Raw genomic sequence first — 19,717 nt, 5'->3', positions numbered from 1 at the left:
GGGAGGGGGCTTCTACCGCAGGTTCGGCCGAGGCTGTGGATAACTTCCGGTTTGTGGCGGTCCTGTGTCGAGTCAGTGACATGCCGCCGGCGGGGGTCAGACGGGCGGCGCCCGGGCTGGCCCGGGGGTGCGCGGCGCGACGCAGAGGGGTAGAGTGCGGGGACCCTCCTGGGACGGAGCCCCCAACCCATGAAGACCGTCGACCTCACCTGCTTCTCCGACGTGCTCTGCGTCTGGGCCTGGATCGGCGAGCTGCGCCTGGCCGAACTGCGCCGCACCCATGGCGAGGCCGTCCGCGTGCGCCAGCGGTTCTGCAGCGTCTTTGGCGATACGGCGCTGAAGATGCAGGTGAACTGGGGGTCCAAGGGGGGGCATGAGGGGTTCGCCGCCCACCTGGCCCATGTGGTCGAGGGCTTCCCGGAGCTGAGCCTGCATCCGGACCTGTGGCGCGGCGTGCGGCCGGCCTCGTCCCTGCCCGCCCACCTGGTCCTGAAGGCCGTCCAGGCCCAGGAGGCTCAGGGTGGCCCGGAAGGCCTGGGCGACCGGGCCATCACCCTGACCCGCAAGGCTTTCTTCGAGCAGGGGCGGGACATTGCAAGCCGCGCCGTGCTGGACGCGGTGCTGGCGGAGGCGGGCGCCGACCTGGCCGACGTCCACGCCCGGCTGGACCGCGGCGAGGCCCACGCGGCCCTCTCTACCGACTACCAGGAAGCCCAGGCCCTGGGCGTCAAGGGCAGCCCCAGCCTGGTGCTGAACGAGGGCCGGCAGACCCTCTACGGCAATGTCGGCTACCGCATCATCGAGGCCAATATCGAGGGGCTCCTGCGCGAGCCGACGGCCGGGGCGGCCAGCTGGTGCTGACCCCTTGCGGTTTGGCCCGGCGCGCCCAAGTCTCTGTCACGACACCCTTTTTCCACGGAGCTCCCGCATGACCGCCTCCCGACGCCAGGCCCTCGGCCTGGCCGCCGCCGCCCTCGTCCTCGCCTCAGCGCCTGGCGCCCTCGCCGCCGACGCCGCCCTTGCGAAGGCCGTGGCCTCAGAGTCCCGCCCCGCCGCCGACCGGGCCCGGGACGGCGCCCGCCATCCCGTTGACTCCCTGACCTTCTGGGGCCTGAAGCCCGGCCAGACGGTGATCGAGGTCTCGCCTGGCGGCGGCTACTGGACCGAGATCCTGGCCCCCTATGCGGCCGCCACCAAGGGCCGCTACATCGCCGGCGTGGCCGACCTGGCCAATCCCAAGATCTCGGACGGCGCGCGCAAGGGCCGGGCCGACTTCGAGGCCCGCTTCGCTGATGCGGCGCGCTATGGAAAGGTTGAGTATGTCGGCTTCGGTGCGACCTCAGGCCCGCTGGGCGCCCCCGGGTCGGCCGACCTAGTCCTGACCGCCCGCAACATCCACAACTGGATGTGGACCCCGGGCATGCTCCCCAAGGTCATGAAGGATTTCAACGCCGTGCTGAAGCCCGGCGGGATCCTGGCGGTGGAGGAGCACCGGGCCGATCCCAAGCCCATGGCCGCCGACGGCCGCGACGGCTACGTCTCCGAGGCTGCCGTGATCTCCGCCGCAGAGGCCGCCGGCTTCCGCCTCGCCGCCCGCTCGGAGATCAACGCCAACCCGAAGGACACCAAGGATCACCCCTTCGGCGTCTGGACCCTGCCCCCGGTCCGCCGCAGCGCCGCCCCCGGCGCCCAACCGGCCCCGGACTTCGACCGCGCCCGCTACGACGCCATCGGCGAGAGCGACCGCATGACCCTGCGCTTCGTGAAGGTCCGCTGATCTTCTCCACGAAAAAGGGCCCCGGATTGCTCCGGGGCCCTGATCCGTTCCGGTGACCCGGTCCGCCGTCAGGCGAACTGGTGCATGGTGTTGGCGTCGCCCGAGGCCTTGAGGGCCGCCTCGCCGGCAAAGTATTCCTTGTGGTCGTCGCCGATGTCCGAGCCGGACATGTTCTGGTGCTTCACGCAGGCGATGCCCTGGCGGATTTCCTGGCGCTGGACGTTCAGGACATAGCCGAGCATGCCGGCCTCGCCGAAGTATTCCTTGGCCAGGTTGTCCGTGGACAGGGCCGCGGTGTGGTAGGTCGGCAGGGTGATGAGGTGGTGGAAGATCCCCGCCCGCCGCGCGCCGTCGGCCTGGAAGGTGCGGATCTTCTCGTCCGCCTCGTAGGCCAGGGCCGTGCCGTCGTAGTCGACGCTCATCAGCTTGTCGCGGTCATAGGCCGAGACGTCCTTCCCGTCCTTCTTCCAGGCGTCGAAGATTTGCTGGCGGAAGTTCAGGGTCCAGTTGAAGGACGGCGAGTTGTTGTAGACCAGCTTGGCGTTCGGGATGACCTCGCGGATCCGGTCCATCATGCTGGCGATCTGCTCGACATGCGGCTTCTCGGTCTCGATCCAGAGCAGGTCCGCGCCGTTCTGCAGCGAGGTGATGGAGTCGAGGACGCAGCGGTCCGCCCCGGTGCCTTCCCGGAACTGGAAGAGGTTGGAGGGAAGGCGCTTGGGCCGCATCAGCTTGCCGTCGCGGGTGATCAGCACGTCGCCGGGATTGCACTGGGCCGGGGTCACTTCCTCGCAGTCGAGGAAGGAATTGTACTGGTCGCCGATGTCGCCGGGCGCATGGCTGACGGCGATCTGCTTGGTCAGGCCGGCGCCCAGGCTGTCGGTGCGAGTGACGATGATGCCGTCCTCGACCCCCAGCTCCATGAAGGCGTAGCGGCAGGCGCGGACCTTGGCGAGGAAGTCCTCGTGCGGGACGGTCACCTTGCCGTCCTGGTGGCCGCACTGCTTCTCGTCGGAGACCTGGTTCTCGATCTGCAGGGCGCAGGCGCCCGCCTCGATCATCTTCTTGGCCAGGAGGTAGGTCGCCTCGGCGTTGCCGAAGCCGGCGTCGATGTCGGCGATGATCGGCACGACATGGGTCTGGTAGCCGTCAATCGCCTTGAGGATCGAGGCTTCCTTGGCCTTGTCGCCGGCGGCGCGGGCGGCGTCGAGGTCGCGGAACATCATGCCCAGCTCACGGGCGTCAGCCTGCTTGAGGAAGGTGTAGAGCTCCTCGATCAGGGCCGGCACGGAGGTCTTCTCGTGCATGGACTGGTCCGGCAGGGGACCGAAGTCCGAGCGCAGGGCGGCGACCATCCAGCCCGACAGGTAGAGGTACTTCCGGTCGGTGTTGCCGAAGTGCTTCTTGATGGAGATCAGCTTCTGCTGGCCGATGAAGCCGTGCCAGCAGCCCAGGGACTGGGTGTAGTTGGCCGGGTCGGCGTCGTAGGCGGCCATGTCCTTGCGCATGATGGCGGCGGTATAGCGGGCGATGTCGAGGCCGGTGCGGAACCGGTTCTGCACCTGCATCCGCACGACGGACTCGGCGCTGATGCCGTCCCACGTGCCCTTCTTGCTGCGGATGAGCTTTTCGACCTGCTGGATATCGTCCTGGTACGACATGGCCTTGAAATCCCTTGCTGGCCGGGCGCCCGCCAGACGGGGCCTTCGGCAGCGCGCCGTGTGACGCAGGCGTGACGCCGACGCGAGTCCCCGTGAAGTCGATCTGTCAGACTTTACAGAGTAGACTTGTAATGTTGTAAGGCTCCGACTCTCGAGGGAGCTCCGCCCATGCCCAGCGAACGTCGCCTCTATGTCGGCCCCAGCCTCCGGCGACTGCGGCGCGACCTTGGCCTGACCCAGTCCGACATGGCCCAGGACCTGGAGGTCTCAGCCTCCTACATCGCCCTCCTGGAGCGCAACCACAGGCCACTAAGCGCCGAGATGCTGGTGCGGCTGGCCCAGACCTACCGGCTGGACGTGGCGGCCCTGGCGGCGGAGAGCGGCGACGACTCCGCCCGCCTGCAGTCGGTCCTTCGCGACCCCATGTTCGGCGGCATCGAGCTGAAAGCCCTGGAGGTCGCCGATGCGGCGGCCAACTTCCCGGGCGTGACCGAGGCCTTCCTGCGCCTCTACACCGCCTACCGCGAGGAGCAGCTGGCCCTGGCCGACCGCACGGTCGAGGGGCGCGACGGCGAGGAGGCTGCCGATCCGGTGGCGGAGTCCCGGCGCTTCCTGGCGGCCCGTCGCAACAGCTTCCCCCTGCTCGACGACGCCGCCGAACGCCTCGCCCAGGCCGTCGCCGCCAACGAGGGCCTGGCCGGCCACCTCAAGGCCCGCCATGGCCTGCGGGTGCGCCGCCTGCCCCCGGACGTCATGACCGGGGCCACCCGCCGGCTGGACCGGCACCGGCGTGAAGTGCTTCTGGACGACACCCTGGACGGCGCCAGCCAGGCCTTCCAGCTGGCCCTGCAGACCGCCTACCTGGAACTGGAGGCCGAGATCGGCGAGGTCCTGGCCGAGGGGATTTTCGAGACTGAGGGCGGCCAGCGCCTTACCCGGCGCGCCCTGGCCAGCTATGCCGGGGCGGCCCTCCTCATGCCCTACACCGCCTTCGCCCGGGCGGCGGAGGCGCGGCGCTACGACGTCGAGGCCCTGGGCCGGCAGTTCGGCGCCAGTTTCGAGCAGACCGCCCACCGGCTGACCACCCTGCAGAAGCCCGGGCAGGAGCGGGTGCCCTTCTTCTTCATCCGGGTCGACGAGGCGGGGAACGTCTCGAAGCGGCTGGACGGGGCGGGCTTTCCCTTCGCCCGGCATGGCGGCGGCTGTCCCCTCTGGAGCGTCCACCAGGCCTTCCGCACGCCTCGCCAGATCGTCACCCAGTGGCTGGAGCTGCCGGACGGCCAGAAGTTCTTCTCCATCGCCAGGACGGTGACCGCTGGCGGCGGTGGGTTCGGCGCCCCGCGGATCGAGCGGGCCATCGCCCTGGGCTGCGCCGATGAGCACGCCCACCGGCTGGTCTATGCGGCGGACCACCGGGGCGGCGGGCCGGACCAGGCCACCCCGATCGGCGTCACCTGCCGGCTCTGCCACCGGGCCGAATGCGCCGCCCGCTCGGCCCCGCCCATCGGCCGCCAGATCCTGCCCGACGACTTCCGGCGCACCCTGGCCCCCTTCGGCTTCTCGGACGCCTAAGGCCGCCTGTCCCCATTGAAGCGCCGCCCTGCGCGGAGTATGGCAGCGCCGCTGCGGCAGGCTTTGCAGCCGCGCCCGGACGCCCGCTGGCGACCGGTTCTGAAAGGTCGGTATGTCATGCAGGTCAGCCCCTCCCTCGCCGTCGCGGACCTCCTCCACGCCTTCGTGGAACAGGAACTCCTGCCCGGGACGGGCGTGGAGCCGGCCCGCTTCTGGACCGCCCTCGAGGCCCTCCTGAAGGACTTCCAGCCGCGCAACCGCGCCCTGCTCGAGCGGCGGGACGCCCTGCAGGCCCAGATCGACGCCTGGTGGAAGGCGCGCAGGGGCCAGCCCTTCGACCTCGCCGACCAGACCGACTTCCTGACCCGGATAGGCTATCTGCTGCCCGAGCCCGGCCCCTTCACCCTCGGCACCGCGAATGTCGACCCCGAGATCGCCAGCATCGCCGGACCCCAGCTGGTCGTACCCGTTTCGAACGGCCGGTACGCCCTGAACGCCGCCAATGCCCGCTGGGGCAGCCTTTACGACGCCCTCTATGGCACCGACGCACTGGAGCCGCCGACGGGGGGCAAGGGATATGACCCGGCACGGGGCGCCAAGGTGATCGCCTATGCCCGGGGCGTGCTGGACCGCGCCGCCCCCCTCGCCGGCGCCTCGCATGCCGACGCCACGACCTACGCCATCGTCGGAGACGCCCTGTCCGTGACCCTGACCTCGGGCGGAAAGGCGGCCCTGGCCGATCCGTCGCAGCTGGCCGGCTGGCGGGGCGCGTCCGAGGCGCCTTCGGCCGTTCTCCTGAAGCACAATGGCCTGCACCTGGAGATCCAGGTCGACCGGACCCACAATGTCGGCAAGGACGACGCTGCGGGGGTGGCGGATGTCCTGATGGAATCCGCCCTGACCGCCATCCAGGACTGCGAGGATTCCGTCGCCGCCGTCGACGCCGAGGACAAGACGGGCGTCTACCGCAACTGGCTGGGCCTGATGCGCGGCGACCTGGTCGCCGCCTTCGAGAAGGGCGGCCGCACCGAGACGCGCCGGCTCGACGAGGACCGGCGCTACTCCGCTCCTGGCGGCGGCGAGGCCGTGCTGCGCGGTCGCTCGCTCCTGCTGGTGCGCAATGTCGGCCACCACATGCTGACCGACATGGTCACCCTGGACGGGGCCCCGGTCTACGAGTCCGCCGTCGACGCCCTGATCACGGTGGCCGCCGCCCTCCACGACCTGAAGGGCGCCCGCCGCAACAGCCCCGCCGGCTCAGTCTATGTCGTGAAGCCCAAGATGCACGGGCCGGACGAGGTCGCCCTGGCGGTGAGCCTGTTCGACCAGGTGGAAGACGCCCTGGGTCTGGCCCGCAATACGGTGAAGATGGGCATCATGGACGAGGAGCGCCGGACCAGCGCCAACCTCGCCGCCTGCATCGCCGCGGCGAAGGACCGGATCGTCTTCATCAACACCGGATTCCTGGATCGGACGGGCGACGAGATCCACACGGCCATGGAGGCCGGCCCCATGGTCCGCAAGGACGCCATGAAGGCCGAAGGGTGGCTGGCCGCCTACGAGAAGCGGAATGTCGAGATCGGCCTCGCCGCCGGCTTCCCCGGCCGGGCGCAGATCGGCAAGGGCATGTGGGCCGCGCCGGACATGATGAAGGACATGCTGGCCGCCAAGGTCGGGCACCCGAAGGCCGGCGCCAACACCGCCTGGGTCCCCTCGCCCACCGCCGCCACCCTGCACGCCCTGCACTACCACGAGGTGGACGTCCCGGCCCTCCAGGCCAGCCTGGCCGGCGGGCCGCGCACGGGCCTCGAGGCCCTTCTGACCCCGCCCCTCGCCCGCTCGAACTGGAGTCCAGGGGAGGTGCAGCAGGAGCTGGACAACAACGCCCAGGGCATCCTCGGCTACGTGGTCCGCTGGATCGACCAGGGCGTCGGCTGCTCCAAGGTGCCGGACATCCACGACGTCGGCCTCATGGAGGACCGCGCCACCCTGCGGATCTCCAGCCAGCACATCGCCAACTGGCTGCACCATGGGGTCTGCACCGAGGCCCAGGTCCGGGAGACCTTCGCCCGCATGGCGGCGGTGGTGGACGGCCAGAACGCCGGCGACGCGGCCTATTCCCCGATGGCCGGACATCCGGACAGCGTGGCCTTCCAGGCGGCGCTGGAGCTGGTCTTCGAGGGCCGCGCCCAGCCCAACGGCTACACCGAGCACGTCCTGACCCGCCGCCGGCGCGAGCGGAAGGCCCAGCTGGCGGGGTGAGGCGGAGGACCCAGGCGGGGGGCGGCGGCGCTTCAGCTGACCCCCTCACCGCGCTTCGCGCGGAGCTCCCCCTGATGGGGAGCAATTGGCGCCTTAAATCCTCCCCCAAGGGGGAGGTGGACCGCGTAGCGGGCCGGAGGGGGTCTGCTGAGTAGCCGTTGACCCCCTCAGTCAGCTTTGCTGACAGCTCCCCCTGATGGGGAGCAATTGGGCGAGGACGGGTGAAGTTCCCTAACCCGCCAGGGCCCGGGTGTAGGTGGGCAGGTCGAAATAGTCCCTCCAGAGGGCGATCCTCCCGTCCCTGAGGTGGAAGACGCCGCAGCAGGGCAGCTCGATCCATTTCTCGCCGACGCGGATGCGATCGATGCGCTCGGCGATCACGGTGTCGCCGTCGGCGACGAGGGAGACGACCTCCCAGCGGGTCTCCGCCCAGGGGCGGATGAAGCCGGCGATGAAGCCGCGGATGGTCTCGCGGCCCTGGACCGGGCCAGAGGGCATGTTGTGGTAGACGCCATCCTCGGTGAACCAGCCGGCCAGTTCATCCGGGTCCAGGCGGGGCCAGGCGTCAATGAACTCGCGGACGGCTTGGGCGGCGTCGGACATGTAAACTCCCGGGTTCGTGGATCAGGCCGGGGGCGGAGTCGGCAGGGACTTGCAGTTGCCCGCCACCGGCTTGCCGGCGAAGACCGCCTCCACGAAGGCGGAGGACTCCCGGGTCGAACCGTTCACGGCCCCGGAGTGATCGAGCCCCGGATAGACGTGGGACTGGATCACCGTCCCGGCCCTGCAGGCGTCGGCGGCGAGGCTGAGCTGCATGCCGGGCGGGACGTCGCGGTCGGAACCCCCCGTGCCCATGAAGACGGGCGTGGGGATCTTCAAGGTCGGGTAGCCCATAAGGGCGTAGGCGGGGAGCATCCGGTCGGCCGGGTCGGCCTTGTAGGCGCGGTTGAAGGTCCAGCCGCCGCGCATGACGCCGCCGGCCAGCTCGCCAAAGCAGGTGGTGGCGACGGAGCGCGCCAGGGGCAGGGCCGCGTCGGTGACATAGTCCTCGACCCGGAAGCCGGGATCGATCTGCTCCAGCAGGCTGTGGATCAGGAAGTTGTAGCCCAAGGTCGGGTCGACGGCGTCCCGGGGACGGGCGGCCTGCAGCGCGGCCTGGGCCTCGGGCGAGAAATAGGGCGTGCCGGTGGCCACCGTGCCGCGGATGTCGAGCTCGGGGGCGTAGGAGGAGGCGTAGCCGGCGGTGGCGAAGGCCGCGCCGCCGCCCTGGGACTGGCCGATGAGGACCACGCTCCGGGAGACCGGGAAGCCCCCTTTTTGGACCGCGCGGACAGAGTCCAGGACGCTGTAGGCCGAGGGCCGGGTGGCGAGGTAGGGATGGCCGCCGGCCACACCCAGGCCCTGGTAGTCGCTGGCCACGACAGCATAGCCTTTCGACAGCCAATAGCCGAGGTAGGTCTTGTCCCGCGGACTGCGGCCGGCGAAGGACGGGGCGCAGACGTCGGCCACGCCCACCGTACCGTGCGCCCAGGCCAGGAGGGGCCAGCCCCCCTTGGGCGCCTCGCCCCTGGGAATGAAGACGGCCCCGGAGACCACCACCCTGTCCTTGCCGCCCAGGCCCTCCGTCGAAGTGTAGAGGATGCGCGCACCGGAAGCGGCGCCGTCGAGGACCAGGGCCGGGGCCAGGGGCTCCTGTCGCAGGAGTTTTCCCGGCTTGCCCTTCACCTTGCCCGACCAGGCGTAGAAGTCAGGCACGCCGCCATCCCCCTGCAGGGATGACGCGGCGGCGGCGGGACCGGCCAGGGCGGCGGCGAGGGCGAGGACGGCGCAGAGGCGCATCAGGAACTCCGGGACCATGGGACCAGCGGGTAGGCAGGAAGCCTCAGGCGAATTCCAGGCCCTCGAACTTCCCAGATTTCCGCCAGCCATCGATGTAACGGAAGTAGGCGCTCGCGCCGGCGGGATAGCCGACATTGTACTTCGCGCCCGGCCCCATCGCCTGGCCCTCGTTGTTGTAGTAGCCGGGGGTGCAGTCTGCGGAGCCCATCATCATCCGGCCGGGACCGGTCAGGAGCAGGGCGATCCAGGCGTCCTGCGCCTCCTGCGTGACCTCTACCCGCGTGGCGCCCCGCCGCTTGGCCTCGGCCACCACCGTGGCGATGGTGCGCCCGGAATCCGTCAGGTTGTGCGGCACGTTGGAGATCAGGTTCGCGCCCTGGGTCGGCTGGACGAAGAAGGCGTTGGGGAAGCCCCGGACATGCAGGCCGTGCAGGGAGCGCATGCCGTCCGACCAGGCCTGCGACAGCTTCAGGCCATCCACGCCGGTCAGGTCGAAGCCCGTGCGTCGGGTGTAGTCGGTGCCGACTTCGAAGCCCGAGGCGTAGATGATGCAGTCGACAGGATACTCCACCCCGGCCACGACGACTCCGGTCTCGGTGATCCGCTCCACGCCCTTGCCGTCGGTGTCGATCAGCCGGGTGGAGGGTTCGTTGAAGGCCTGCAGGTAGGCGTCGTGGAAGCACGGCCGCTTGCAGAGCTGGCGGTACCAGGCCTTGAGGTTCTGGGCCGTCTGCGTGTCGCCGACGATGGAATCCACCCGCGACCGGATCTCTTCCATCTTCTCGAAGTCGGAATCCTCGAAGGCCGCCAGCATGGCCTGGGGGCTCATCTGCTCCCTCGGGATGGTCTTCATCTTCTCGCGGATGCGGCGAGACAGGTCAGTCCAGCCGTCCTGGACCAGGTCCTCCTCGGCGCCGCCGCCGGCCTGGTTCTCGGTGAAGTTCTCCAGCCAGCGCTGCTGCCAGCCGGCGGTGGCGATGGAGGCGAACCACTCCGGGTCGATGGGGGCGTTGGCGCGCACGTCCACCGAGGATGGTGTGCGCTGGAAGACCAGCAGTTCCTTGCAGGCCCTCGCCAGGTGCGGGACGCACTGCACCGCCGTGGCGCCCGTGCCGATGATGGCGACCCGCTTGTCACCCAGCTTAGAGAGCGGCGCGCCGAGGGGGTCGCCGCCGGTGTAGTCGTAGTCCCACCGGCTGGTGTGGAAGGCGTGCCCCTTGAAGCTCTCGATGCCCGGGATGCCCGGCAGCTTGGGCACGTGGAGAGGGCCGGTGCCGGAGCCCAGGAAGCGGGCGGTGAAGCGGTCGTCGCGGTTGGTGGTGATGATCCAGACGTCGTTCGCTTCGTCCCAGGTCAGGTCCTTCACCTCGGTGTGGAAGAGGGCGTTGTCGTAGAGGTTGTACTTGCGGCCGATGCGCTGGCACTGCTCGAGGATCTCGGGAGCGTGGGCGTACTTTTCCCGCGGGATGTGCCCGGTCTCCTCCAGGAGGGGCATGTAGATCATTGAGGCGGTGTCGCACTGGGCGCCCGGATAGCGGTTCCAGTACCAGGTGCCGCCGAAGTCGCCGCCCTTCTCGATGATGCGCACGTCCGTGATCCCGGCCTCGACCAGGCGGGCGCCGGCGACCAGGCCGGCGAAGCCGCCGCCGATGAAGGCGAACTCCACGTGGTCGGTCTTGGGCTCGCGGGGCTGGAAGGGCGTGTAGGGATCGTCGAGATAGCCGGAGAAGACGCCGGCCACCCGGATGTACTGGTCGTTGCCGTCAGCGCGCAGGCGCTTGTCGCGCTCGGCCCGGTACTTGGTCTTCAGGGCTTCCTTGTCGAGGGGGCGGACGGGGGCGGCGTCATCGGCGGGCGTCATGGGGTCGTACTCCTGACCGGTCCTGAGGGTTCCTCTTTGGCGGCGGAGTTTGGCGCCGCCGCCGCAGGAGGCAACCTCAAAGCGCAGGTTCAGCCAGAAACCGCCGCTCGCCAGGCGGCGTAGGGGCCCCGCGAGAGGACCCGGTCCTGGACGTCCGACAGGGCCTTGTTCACGGCCGTGGTGACGGTGGTGTCCGGGTGGACCGGTTGGCGCAGGGGGCGATCCCCGGCCGGCAGGGCGATGAGGCCGGCGATGGCGCGGGCCACGTCCATCGGATCCGACCGGCGCGGGGCGGTCATGGAGGCCCGGGTCATGGCGATGTGCTGGGCGTAGGCCTGGACGCGCTCGGGTTCATTCCGGGCGATCATGGCCTCGACCGCCCGGGAGCCGGTCTCCCAGATCCGGGTCGGGTAGCCGCCGGGTTGAACGATGGTGACCTCGACGCCGAGGGGGGCGAGCTCGTAGGCCATGGCCTCGAAGGCGGCCTCCAGGCCCCACTTGCCCGAGCAGTAGCCGCCCATGTTGGGCATGATGATCCGGCCAAGCTGGGAGGAGACGGGCAGGATGAGGCCGGCCTTGCGGGCCCGCATGCCTGGCAGGACGGCCCGGGCCATGCGCAGGCCGCCGAGGAGGTTGGTCTGGAACTCGGCTTCGAGGGCCGCCTCGTCATGCAGCTCCAGGGGACCGGAGAGTCCGATGCCGGCGTTGGAGACCAGGACGTCCAGGCCGCCGCCGGCGAGGCGCTCTGCCGCGGCGACGCCGGAGACCACCTGGTCCGGCCGGGTGACGTCGATCTCCACCAGGTCGAGACGACCCGGCAGGCCGCTGGCCTCAGCTTTCAGCGAAGCCGCCTCGGGACGGCGCCCCTTCTGGAGGTTCCGCATCGAGGCGATGACGTGGGCGCCCAGACCGGCGAGGTGAAGGGCGGTGAGGCGGCCAAAGCCCGAACTGGCGCCGGTGATCAGGACCGTTCGGCCCTTCAGCGCCCCCGCGGGCAGGACCTCCGCCGCCAGGGCGGGTGCAGCGGCGGCGGCCAGGGGCGCGGCGGCGAGCAGGGCGCGGCGGCTGGGGCGGGCGGATCGGGACATGGGTTTCCTCCGGTCTGTGGACACGGGAGATAGGCGCCCGGACCGGCCGCGCAAAATCCCGTTGGGAAACCCGGCGGGCTCGCTATTCTGACTCCGAAGGGCGTCCGCGGGGGCGGATGCTCCGCGCCATGGAGGCCTGAATGTCCGACGCCGAATACGTCCCGCCGAAGATCTGGACCTGGAACCGCGAGAATGGCGGCCGTTTCGCCAACATCAACCGGCCGGTGGCGGGAGCAACCCACGAGAAGGAGCTGCCGGTCGGGCGCCACCCGATGCAGCTCTACTCCCTGGGCACGCCCAACGGGGTGAAGGTGACGGTGATGCTGGAGGAGCTTCTGGCCCTGGGCCATTCCGGCGCCGAGTATGACGCCTGGCTGATCCGTATCAACGAGGGGGACCAGTTCTCCAGCGGCTTTGTCGACATCAACCCGAACTCGAAGATCCCCGCCCTCCTGGACCGCAGCGGGCCCAAGCCGATCCGGGTCTTTGAGTCCGGCGCCATCCTGGTGCACCTGGCCGAGAAGTTCGGCGCTTTCCTGCCCACCGAGCCGGGCGCCCGCGCCGAGTGCATGTCCTGGCTGTTCTGGCAGATGGGCAGCGCCCCCTACCTGGGCGGCGGCTTCGGCCACTTCTACGCCTATGCCCCGTTCAAGATCGAATACGCCATCGACCGGTTCGCCATGGAGGTGAAGCGCCAGATGGACGTGCTGGACCGCCGGCTGGCGGAGAGCGAGTACATCGCCGGGCCGGACTTCACCATCGCCGACATGGCCATCTGGCCCTGGTACGGAGGCATGGCCAAGGGCGAAATGTATGGCGGGGGCGAGTTCCTCCAGGTGCACGAGTACGTCCACGTGAACCGCTGGGCCGACGCCATCGCCGCCCGGCCGGCGGCCAAGCGCGGACGGGCCGTGAACCGGCCCTTCGGCAAGCCGGAGAGCCAGCTGCTGGAACGCCACGACGCCAGCGACTTCGACAAGCTGGTCCTCTAGACCCAGCCGGCGAGGCGGGCGGCCTGGTAGGCGGCGAGGCTGGCGACGAGCACGCCGACGGCGCCCGTCAGGATCCGCTGGGGCGCCAGCTTGACCATGAGGCCGGCCAGGGGGGCGGAGACCAGGCCTCCGGCGATCAGGCCCGCCACCGCGGTGGCGTGGTCTGACAGGCCCCCTGCATCGGCCCAGTGTCCGGTCAGCAGGGTCGCCAGGAAGGTCGCCGAGATGGTCGAGGTGACGAGGAACTCGGCGGTGTTGGTGGTGCCGATGCTGGTGCGGGGATCGCCGCCGGCGCCGACCATGGCGGTGGCCACGGTCGGACCCCAGCCGCCGCCGCCGATCGCGTCGAACAGGCCGCCGAAGAAGCCCAGGGGGCCGCTGTACTTCACCGGAAAGAGGCGCGGCGCCGGGCCACGGATGGCGCGCCAGAGGATCACCCCGCCCATCAGGGCCAGGTAGCCGGTGATCCAGGGCTTCAGGATCGCCCCGTCGATGCTGGTGAGGACGAAGGCGCCCAGGGCGCCGCCCACGCAGCCTCCGATCGCGAGGGGGACGAACAGCTTCCAGTTTACGTTACGGTGCCAGGCGTGGGAGCCCGCCGAGGCCGCGGTGGTGAAGACCTCCGCTGCGTGGACGCTGGCGGAGGCCGCCGCCGGGGGCACGCCGACGCTCAGCAGGACCGTTGAGGACACGACGCCATAGGCCATGCCCAGGGCGCCGTCGACGGCCTGGGCCAGGAAGCCGACCAGGGCGAAAAGCAGGAACTCTTCCAAGGGCGCACTCCTCCGGGAAGGAAGGCCCATGCCCGATAATTCCTAGCGGATCGATAGATTAAAAGTCCGGGCCTGATCAGGAAATCTGAAAGGGCGGCGCCTCGCGGGCCGCCCGGGCCAGGGTCCAGCCCTCCAGGACGGAGGCCACCGCCTCCCGGGCAGCGACCAGGGCCGGATGGACGGGGCAGGTCGCAACGTCCGGACAGGCCTCGCAGGGGCGATAGGCCGTCTTCGACGCGCAGGGGGCCAGGGCGAGAGGTCCATCCAGTACGCGGATGACATCAGCGAAGCTGATGGCCTCGGCTGAGGCCGCCAACCGGTAGCCCCCGGACCGGCCCCGGCTGGACACCAGCAGGTTGTGGTTCCTGAGGTCCAGGAGGATGGCCTCCAGGAACTTGCGCGGCGCCGAGGCCAGGCGGGCGATCTCGGCGATGGAGGCAGGGCCGTCCTCTTCCCGCTGGGCGAGGTGGATGAGGGCGCGCAGGGCGTAGCGGGATCGCCGGGAGAGCATGGAGGGAGTATTGCGGTCGCGGGGCCCGGCGTCCACATGCCCGCATGTCCCCTCCACGGAGAGACTGACCTGTCCGATCCTGAACCGCCCTCGCCGGCCTCCGTCGCCCTCGTCATCGGGTTCGAGGGCGGAATCGGTTCGGCGCTTGTCCGCGAACTGGAGGCGTCGGAGCGGTTCAGCCGCGTCATCGGCCTGGGACGGCGCAGCGAACCGCCCCTGGACCTCCTGGATGAAGCCTCGGTGGCCAAGGCCATCGGACAGGCCGCAACGGCCGGGGAGCTGAGGCTGGTCATTCATGCCGCCGGCGTCCTGCACGGGGCGGGGCTCACGCCGGAAAAGAGCCTGTCGCGGATCGACCCCGGGGCCATGGCCCTGGCCTTCGCCGTCAACGCCACCGGGCCGGCCCTGGTGATGAAGCACCTGGCGCCACGCCTGCCCCGACGGGGCCGCTGCGTCTTCGCCGCCCTGTCGGCGCGCGTGGGCAGCATTGGCGACAACCGCCTGGGGGGCTGGTACGCCTACCGCGCCTCCAAGGCGGCGCTGAACCAGCTGGTGCACACCGCCGCCATCGAGCTGGCCCGGCGAAATCCCGAGGCCCTGTGCGTGGCCCTGCATCCCGGCACCGTGGCCACCGGCCTGTCGGCTCCCATCGTGGGCGAGGACGCCCGGGCCCAGTCGCCGGAGACAGCGGCGCGCAAGCTGCTGGCTGTCCTCGACGCCCTCCCCGCCTCGGCCACCGGCGGCTTCTTCGACGCCGAGGGCCTAACCGTGCCCTGGTAGAGGCGCCGGTTCAGCGGGACAGGCGCAGGGTCAGGCCCACCGTCCGCGGATCACCGGGCTGGCCGGCGATGAGGCCGGTATTGCCGGGACCGACAGCGAGGAACTCGTAGTACTCGGCGTCGAGCGCATTGCGGACCCAGGCGAAGACCTCCAGGCCTTCCTGGGCCCGGAACCCCGCGCGAAGGCCCGCCAGCCCGTAGGCCTTGACGTTCGTATAGGCCGACGGTGAGGCGCTGGAGGAGAAGTCCGACCTCCAGGATCCATCCAGGCCCAGATAGACCTCTCCCTACCGGCCGAAGAGCGCCACAGGCCGGCGGGTCTCGGCGCCAAAGGTGAAGGACCACTCGGATACTCCGGGAAGGCGGGCCCCGGAGATGTCGCAGTTGGCCGGGCTGACCCCGCCCGGGGTTCCCGGCGGGCTCGGCGCCTGCCCGGCGGCGGCCGTCGTGCCGCCCGAGAGCTCCGGCGGGCAGGGGGCGTCGACGAAGCGGACATAGCTGGCGTCCGTCCAGGCGGCGTTGACGTAGGCGCTGAAGAAGGCGGTCGGAGCGATGGAGGCGTCGATCTCCGCACCCTGGCTGCGCACCCGCCCGGCGTTGGCGAGGTAGCCGCGCAACACCCCCAGCTGGCCGTTGGTGACGGTGGCCTGGTAGTCCCGGATCTCGGTGCGGAAGAGGGCCAGGTTGACGATGGCGTCAAGGCCAGGGAACCGGGTCTTCAGCCCCGCCTCAAGGTGATTCACGTCCTCGGGACGGATGGTCCCCGCCGCCAGGATGGGATTGCCCGCCGCATCCGTGGGCAGGCCGTTCTGGTTGATCCCGCCGGTCTTGAAGGCCTTGGCGTAGGTGGCGTAGGCAAGGACGTCGCCGTTGATCCGGTAGCTGGCCGTCAGATCGTAGCTGAGGTTCCAGTCACTGAAGCGCGGGGCGCTTTCCTGGGGCGCATATACGCCCCGCTGCGCCACCTTGATGGGATCGGTCTGCCCGAAAAGAACGGGATTTCCCTGCCCATCGAAGACCCGCCGCTGGTAGTAGCCTTCCTTCTCGTCGTAGTTGATGCGCAGTCCGGGCTGCAGGGTCAGGGCCTCGGTCGCCCTCCAGCTGACCTGTCCGAAGAGGGCGGCGCTGGTGTTGGTGAGCCACTGGGTGTTGCGCGCGACCAGGCCGTCCAGGACCGCGGGATTCGCCGCCAGGGCGCCGGTGAGGGTCCAGCGGCTTGCATTGGCGCCCTGCTCCTCCGTCCCCTGGGTGTCGATGCGCTGATGGAAGGCGAAGAGCCCGGCGACATAGTCGAAATCGCCACTGGAGCCATCGTAACGAAGCTCCTGCTGGTACTGGTCCTGTTGGGAGGGGTTCTGGGACCTTCGGACGATGGACAGGCCGAGGAAGTCCCTGTCGTTCTCGGGCTTCCAGTCCCAGAAGCGCCAGGCGGAGACCGAGGTCAGGGTCCCGGGCCCGACGTCCCACTTCACCCGGGCCGAGGCCCCGCCGATGATGTTGCCGGCGCTCAGGCTGGCGTCGACGTCGGTGATCCGGTCGAAGGCGTTGGTGCTGGGAACGGCGTATCCCTGGACGGCGGCCAGGGCGGCGTACTGGCGCGCCAGGGGGCGCTGGGTGGCGCCCGTCCGGACGAAGATCTGGGCGCAGCACTCAGGATCCTGGGCGCTGTAGTCCGCGGCGAGGAGGATATCGAGGTCGGCCCTCGGGCGGATCAGGAGCTGGCCGCGAAGCCCCAGGTTGTCCTGGCTGTTGACCCAGGTTTGCGTCCTGACGTTCCAGATTGTCCCGCGCCGGGCGGTGGAGGACAGGGCGAGACGCCCCGCGACAGTCTCGGTCAGGGGTCCCGAGACCGCCGCCTTCACCTGCCGGAACTCCAGGTCGCCAAGGGTGACCTCCCCCTTGGCCTCGAAGGCGAAGGTCGGCGACTCCGTCGTGATGTTGATGGCGCCGGCGGTGGTGTTCTTGCCATAGAGGGTCCCCTGCGGGCCGCGCAGGACCTCCACCTGGGCCACATCGAGGAAGTCGAAGGTCGCCGCCGCCGCCCGGGCGAAATAGACATCGTCGACATAGACGCCGACCCCCTGCTCGAAGCCGTCGCTGGTCAGGCCGAAGGGCACCCCGAGACCCCGAATGTTGACAGTCGTGTTTCGGGGGTTGGACGAGAAATACTGGAAGCTTGGCGCCAGCTGCTGGAGCCGGCCCACCGTAAAGACGCCGGCATCCTCGATCCGGGAGGCGGTCAGGACCGAGACCGCTACAGGAATATCCTGGGCTGCTTCGGACCGTCGGCGGGCGGTGACGATCACCTCCTCAAGGGCGCCGGGCCCGGTGTCCTCCACAGACTCTGCAAAAGATTCATAGGTTTCCGCCCGGACCGCTGGCGGCGGCGCCAGGATGGACAGGCCCAGGGCGGCGACGCCGCCCAACATAAGAGTACGCACGGGAACCCCCGGATGCAGATTGAAGACCTCCGCTCTTTCGAGAGTTATTTCCTACCAAACAAGTGGGGTTTATTTGCGAGAAGCCTCAGTTTCTCTAAAGACCCGGCCGCAGGGCCCCTGCCCCGCAGGATTCCCCCTCTCGCCTTTCGTGGCATAGTCGCCCCATGACCGACCTCGTCCTGATCCTCGGGGACCAGCTGACGGCTGGCGTCTCCTCCCTGCGCGGGCGGGACCCGGCGCGCACGGTGGTGCTGATGGCGGAGGTCATGGGCGAGGCGACCTATGTCCGCCATCACCGCAAGAAGATCGTCCTGGTCCTGGCGGCCATGCGCCACTTCGCCGCCGAACTGGCGGCCGGGGGCTGGGCCGTCGACTTTGTCCGGCTGGACGATGGGGACAACACCGGAACCCTGGGCGGCGAACTTGAGCGGGCGGTGCGCCGCCATGGCGCTTCAGCCGTCTTCCTGACCGAGCCCGGGGAATGGCGCCTGCGCCTGGAGGCCGATGGCTGGGCCGCCTCCCTGGGCGTTCCGGTGACCGTGCTCGAGGACGACCGCTTCGTCGCCTCCCACGCCGATTTCGAGGCCTGGGCGGAAGGCCGCAAGGCCCTGCGCATGGAGTTCTTCTACCGCGAGATGCGGCGGCGGACCGGCCTGCTCATGGAAGGCGACGCCCCGGCGGGCGGGCGCTGGAACTTCGATGCGGAGAACCGCTCGCCGCCGGCCGGCGGGCTCTTCCTGCCCGAGCCCCTGCGGCATGCGCCCGACGCCGTGACCCGCGGGGTGCTGGATCTTGTGGCGCAGCGCTTTCCGGACGGCTTCGGCAGGCTGGAGGACTTCCGCTTCGCTGTGACCCGGGAGCAGGCCCTGGCGAGCCTGGCCCATTTCGTCGAGACCACCCTGCCCGGCTTCGGCGACGACCAGGACGGTATGCTGGCGAACTCGCCCTACCTGCACCATGCGGTGCTCTCGCCATACCTGAACATCGGCCTCCTGGAGCCCCTGGAGGTCTGCATGGCGGTGGAGGCGGCCTGGCGGGCGGGACGCGTCCCGCTGAACGCCGCCGAGGGCTTCATCCGCCAGGTGATCGGGTGGCGGGAATACGTGCGGGGCGTCTACTGGCGGGAGGGCCCGGCCTACATTTTCCGCAACGCCCTGGAGGCGCGCCGCCCCCTGCCCGACTTCTTCTGGACGGGTCGGACGGACATGGCCTGCCTGAAGGCCGCCATCGACCAGACCCTGGACCTGGCCTACGCCCACCACATCCAGAGGCTGATGGTGACCGGCAACTTCGCCCTGCTGGCGGGGGTGGACCCCCACGCCGTGCATGAGTGGTACCTGGGCGCCTATGCCGACGCTTTCGAGTGGGTGGAGGCGCCCAACACCCTGGGCATGAGCCAGTACGCCGACGGAGGGCTCCTGGGCTCCAAGCCCTATGCCGCCAGCGGGTCCTACATCCACAGGATGTCCGACTATTGCGGCGGCTGCGCCTACGACGTGAAGGTGCGGAGCGGACCGGGCGCCTGTCCCTTCAACCGGCTCTACTGGGACTTTATCGACCGCCATGCGGCGCGGTTCGCCTCCAACCCCCGCATGGCGCAATCCGTGCGCACCCTGGAGCGCATGGGCGAGGACCGCCGGCGGGAGATCCGCGCCGACGCTACGGCCTGCCTGGCGGAACTGGGCCTGTGAAGGCGCGCCGCAAGGCGGACCTTCCGACCAAGACCTGCCCGGTCTGCGGCCGCCCCTTCGCCTGGCGGAAGAAGTGGGCGAAGGTCTGGGACGAGGTGAAGTACTGCTCGGAGCGGTGCCGCCGGGCCTGACAGCCTCAGCGGAAGGCCACGCCCGACTTCACGCCCAGCTTCCGGAAGGCCATCGCCGCCGGGCAGAAGCCGGTGAAGGCGGCCTGGATCATGTTCAGGCCGGCAAAGACGGCCAGCAGGATCCAGAGGGGATGGACAAAGCGCGACAGCAGGACGCTGAGCAGCACCACAGCGCCGGCGAAGACGAGGACAGCCTTGTCGAGGGTCATGGGAGGTTCCTTCAATTTCTCTACGGGACACGGGTTGAGGCTTGTGAATATCTCTTTTTTCGAATATACGCAATTTCTCATTTATGGAGACAGCGATGTTCGGACCCAAGGCCCAGGAGCGGGGCCCAGC

Annotated in this window: 17 protein-coding genes; 8 read left to right on the top strand and 9 right to left on the bottom strand. The window is 69.9% G+C overall.

Features of this window, described 5'->3' with window-relative positions:
- Positions 1–189 precede the first annotated feature (189 nt).
- Together HYN04_RS03140 and HYN04_RS03135 are read left to right on the top strand one after the other, a co-directional pair.
- Positions 190–861, top strand: a complete 672-nt coding sequence (locus HYN04_RS03140; RefSeq protein WP_110449410.1) for a DsbA family oxidoreductase — start codon at positions 190–192, stop codon at positions 859–861.
- A 67-nt stretch (positions 862–928) separates the two neighbouring features.
- The gene (locus tag HYN04_RS03135) at positions 929–1,777 is read left to right on the top strand and encodes a class I SAM-dependent methyltransferase (RefSeq protein ID WP_110449409.1); all 849 of its coding nucleotides are present in this window, start codon (positions 929–931) and stop codon (positions 1,775–1,777) included.
- Positions 1,778–1,845: 68 nt separating this feature from the next.
- On the opposite strand, the gene HYN04_RS03130 is transcribed toward HYN04_RS03135, so the two are convergent.
- Entirely contained in the window at positions 1,846–3,438 is a 1,593-nt protein-coding gene (locus HYN04_RS03130; RefSeq protein WP_110449408.1) for an isocitrate lyase, read from the bottom strand.
- Between the two features lie 168 nt (positions 3,439–3,606).
- Here HYN04_RS03130 and HYN04_RS03125 point away from each other — a divergent pair, with 168 nt between their 5' ends.
- Positions 3,607–5,010, top strand: coding sequence for a helix-turn-helix domain-containing protein (locus HYN04_RS03125; RefSeq protein WP_110449407.1), 1,404 nt, complete (start codon positions 3,607–3,609; stop codon positions 5,008–5,010).
- A gap of 117 nt (positions 5,011–5,127) precedes the next feature.
- Complete coding sequence (locus HYN04_RS03120) at positions 5,128–7,272, top strand: malate synthase G (protein ID WP_110449406.1); 2,145 nt, start codon at positions 5,128–5,130, stop codon at positions 7,270–7,272.
- Between the two features lie 231 nt (positions 7,273–7,503).
- Here the strand turns inward: HYN04_RS03120 and HYN04_RS03115 are convergent, their stop codons facing one another.
- The 4 genes from HYN04_RS03115 to HYN04_RS03100 all read right to left on the bottom strand — a co-directional run bounded on the left by HYN04_RS03115 (position 7,504) and on the right by HYN04_RS03100 (position 12,060).
- Complete coding sequence (locus HYN04_RS03115; protein WP_110449405.1) at positions 7,504–7,875, bottom strand: limonene-1,2-epoxide hydrolase family protein; 372 nt, start codon at positions 7,873–7,875, stop codon at positions 7,504–7,506.
- A 21-nt stretch (positions 7,876–7,896) separates the two neighbouring features.
- Complete coding sequence (locus HYN04_RS03110; RefSeq protein WP_110451271.1) at positions 7,897–9,111, bottom strand: lipase family protein; 1,215 nt, start codon at positions 9,109–9,111, stop codon at positions 7,897–7,899.
- A 43-nt stretch (positions 9,112–9,154) separates the two neighbouring features.
- Positions 9,155–10,972, bottom strand: coding sequence for a flavin-containing monooxygenase (locus tag HYN04_RS03105; RefSeq protein WP_110449404.1), 1,818 nt, complete (start codon positions 10,970–10,972; stop codon positions 9,155–9,157).
- An 89-nt stretch (positions 10,973–11,061) separates the two neighbouring features.
- Positions 11,062–12,060 (bottom strand): SDR family oxidoreductase, encoded by a 999-nt coding sequence (locus HYN04_RS03100; RefSeq protein ID WP_110449403.1) that lies wholly within the window; start codon positions 12,058–12,060, stop codon positions 11,062–11,064.
- A 140-nt stretch (positions 12,061–12,200) separates the two neighbouring features.
- Between HYN04_RS03100 and yghU the strand changes: the two genes are divergently transcribed.
- Positions 12,201–13,052 (top strand): glutathione-dependent disulfide-bond oxidoreductase, encoded by an 852-nt coding sequence (gene yghU, locus HYN04_RS03095; protein WP_110449402.1) that lies wholly within the window; start codon positions 12,201–12,203, stop codon positions 13,050–13,052.
- Here the strand turns inward: yghU and HYN04_RS03090 are convergent.
- On the bottom strand, positions 13,049–13,825 hold the full coding sequence (locus HYN04_RS03090) for a sulfite exporter TauE/SafE family protein (protein ID WP_110449401.1): 777 nt from the start codon (positions 13,823–13,825) through the stop codon (positions 13,049–13,051). The genes yghU and HYN04_RS03090 overlap by 4 nt on opposite strands.
- 76 nt (positions 13,826–13,901) lie before the next feature.
- The gene (locus HYN04_RS03085) at positions 13,902–14,336 is read right to left on the bottom strand and encodes an RrF2 family transcriptional regulator (protein WP_110451270.1); all 435 of its coding nucleotides are present in this window, start codon (positions 14,334–14,336) and stop codon (positions 13,902–13,904) included.
- Between the two features lie 36 nt (positions 14,337–14,372).
- Between HYN04_RS03085 and HYN04_RS03080 the strand changes: the two genes are divergently transcribed.
- On the top strand, positions 14,373–15,116 hold the full coding sequence (locus HYN04_RS03080; RefSeq protein WP_110449400.1) for an SDR family NAD(P)-dependent oxidoreductase: 744 nt from the start codon (positions 14,373–14,375) through the stop codon (positions 15,114–15,116).
- A 286-nt stretch (positions 15,117–15,402) separates the two neighbouring features.
- Here HYN04_RS03080 and HYN04_RS03075 read toward each other — a convergent pair whose 3' ends face one another.
- Positions 15,403–17,556, bottom strand: coding sequence for a TonB-dependent receptor (locus HYN04_RS03075; RefSeq protein WP_338418731.1), 2,154 nt, complete (start codon positions 17,554–17,556; stop codon positions 15,403–15,405).
- Between the two features lie 164 nt (positions 17,557–17,720).
- Between HYN04_RS03075 and HYN04_RS03070 the strand changes: the two genes are divergently transcribed.
- Both HYN04_RS03070 and HYN04_RS03065 read left to right on the top strand, forming a co-directional pair.
- Positions 17,721–19,247, top strand: a complete 1,527-nt coding sequence (locus tag HYN04_RS03070; protein WP_110449399.1) for a cryptochrome/photolyase family protein — start codon at positions 17,721–17,723, stop codon at positions 19,245–19,247.
- A complete protein-coding gene (locus HYN04_RS03065) occupies positions 19,244–19,378 on the top strand; it encodes a DUF2256 domain-containing protein (protein WP_110449398.1) in 135 nt (44 codons plus the stop codon). Before HYN04_RS03070 ends, HYN04_RS03065 begins: the two co-directional genes overlap by 4 nt.
- Positions 19,379–19,383: 5 nt before the next feature.
- On the opposite strand, the gene HYN04_RS03060 is transcribed toward HYN04_RS03065, so the two are convergent.
- Complete coding sequence (locus tag HYN04_RS03060) at positions 19,384–19,587, bottom strand: YgaP family membrane protein (protein WP_110449397.1); 204 nt, start codon at positions 19,585–19,587, stop codon at positions 19,384–19,386.
- Positions 19,588–19,717 lie beyond the last annotated feature (130 nt).

It is taken from the genome of Phenylobacterium parvum (assembly GCF_003150835.1).
In the GTDB taxonomy this organism is placed as follows: domain Bacteria; phylum Pseudomonadota; class Alphaproteobacteria; order Caulobacterales; family Caulobacteraceae; genus Phenylobacterium; species Phenylobacterium parvum.
This window is presented reverse-complemented; position numbering and strand designations above follow the sequence as displayed.

Excerpts from the sequence above, each read along its gene's own strand:
- yghU (WP_110449402.1), top strand. The coding sequence starts at position 12,201 with ATGTCCGACGCCGAATACGTCCCGCCGAAGATCTGGACCTGGAACCGC.
- HYN04_RS03130 (WP_110449408.1), bottom strand. The coding sequence starts at position 3,438 with ATGTCGTACCAGGACGATATCCAGCAGGTCGAAAAGCTCATCCGCAGC.
- HYN04_RS03105 (WP_110449404.1), bottom strand. The coding sequence starts at position 10,972 with ATGACGCCCGCCGATGACGCCGCCCCCGTCCGCCCCCTCGACAAGGAA.
- HYN04_RS03080 (WP_110449400.1), top strand. The coding sequence starts at position 14,373 with ATGCCCGCATGTCCCCTCCACGGAGAGACTGACCTGTCCGATCCTGAA.
- HYN04_RS03135 (WP_110449409.1), top strand. The coding sequence starts at position 929 with ATGACCGCCTCCCGACGCCAGGCCCTCGGCCTGGCCGCCGCCGCCCTC.
- HYN04_RS03125 (WP_110449407.1), top strand. The coding sequence starts at position 3,607 with ATGCCCAGCGAACGTCGCCTCTATGTCGGCCCCAGCCTCCGGCGACTG.
- HYN04_RS03070 (WP_110449399.1), top strand. The coding sequence starts at position 17,721 with ATGACCGACCTCGTCCTGATCCTCGGGGACCAGCTGACGGCTGGCGTC.
- HYN04_RS03100 (WP_110449403.1), bottom strand. The coding sequence starts at position 12,060 with ATGTCCCGATCCGCCCGCCCCAGCCGCCGCGCCCTGCTCGCCGCCGCG.
- HYN04_RS03085 (WP_110451270.1), bottom strand. The coding sequence starts at position 14,336 with ATGCTCTCCCGGCGATCCCGCTACGCCCTGCGCGCCCTCATCCACCTC.
- HYN04_RS03120 (WP_110449406.1), top strand. The coding sequence starts at position 5,128 with ATGCAGGTCAGCCCCTCCCTCGCCGTCGCGGACCTCCTCCACGCCTTC.
- HYN04_RS03140 (WP_110449410.1), top strand. The coding sequence starts at position 190 with ATGAAGACCGTCGACCTCACCTGCTTCTCCGACGTGCTCTGCGTCTGG.
- HYN04_RS03060 (WP_110449397.1), bottom strand. The coding sequence starts at position 19,587 with ATGACCCTCGACAAGGCTGTCCTCGTCTTCGCCGGCGCTGTGGTGCTG.
- HYN04_RS03110 (WP_110451271.1), bottom strand. The coding sequence starts at position 9,111 with ATGCGCCTCTGCGCCGTCCTCGCCCTCGCCGCCGCCCTGGCCGGTCCC.
- HYN04_RS03115 (WP_110449405.1), bottom strand. The coding sequence starts at position 7,875 with ATGTCCGACGCCGCCCAAGCCGTCCGCGAGTTCATTGACGCCTGGCCC.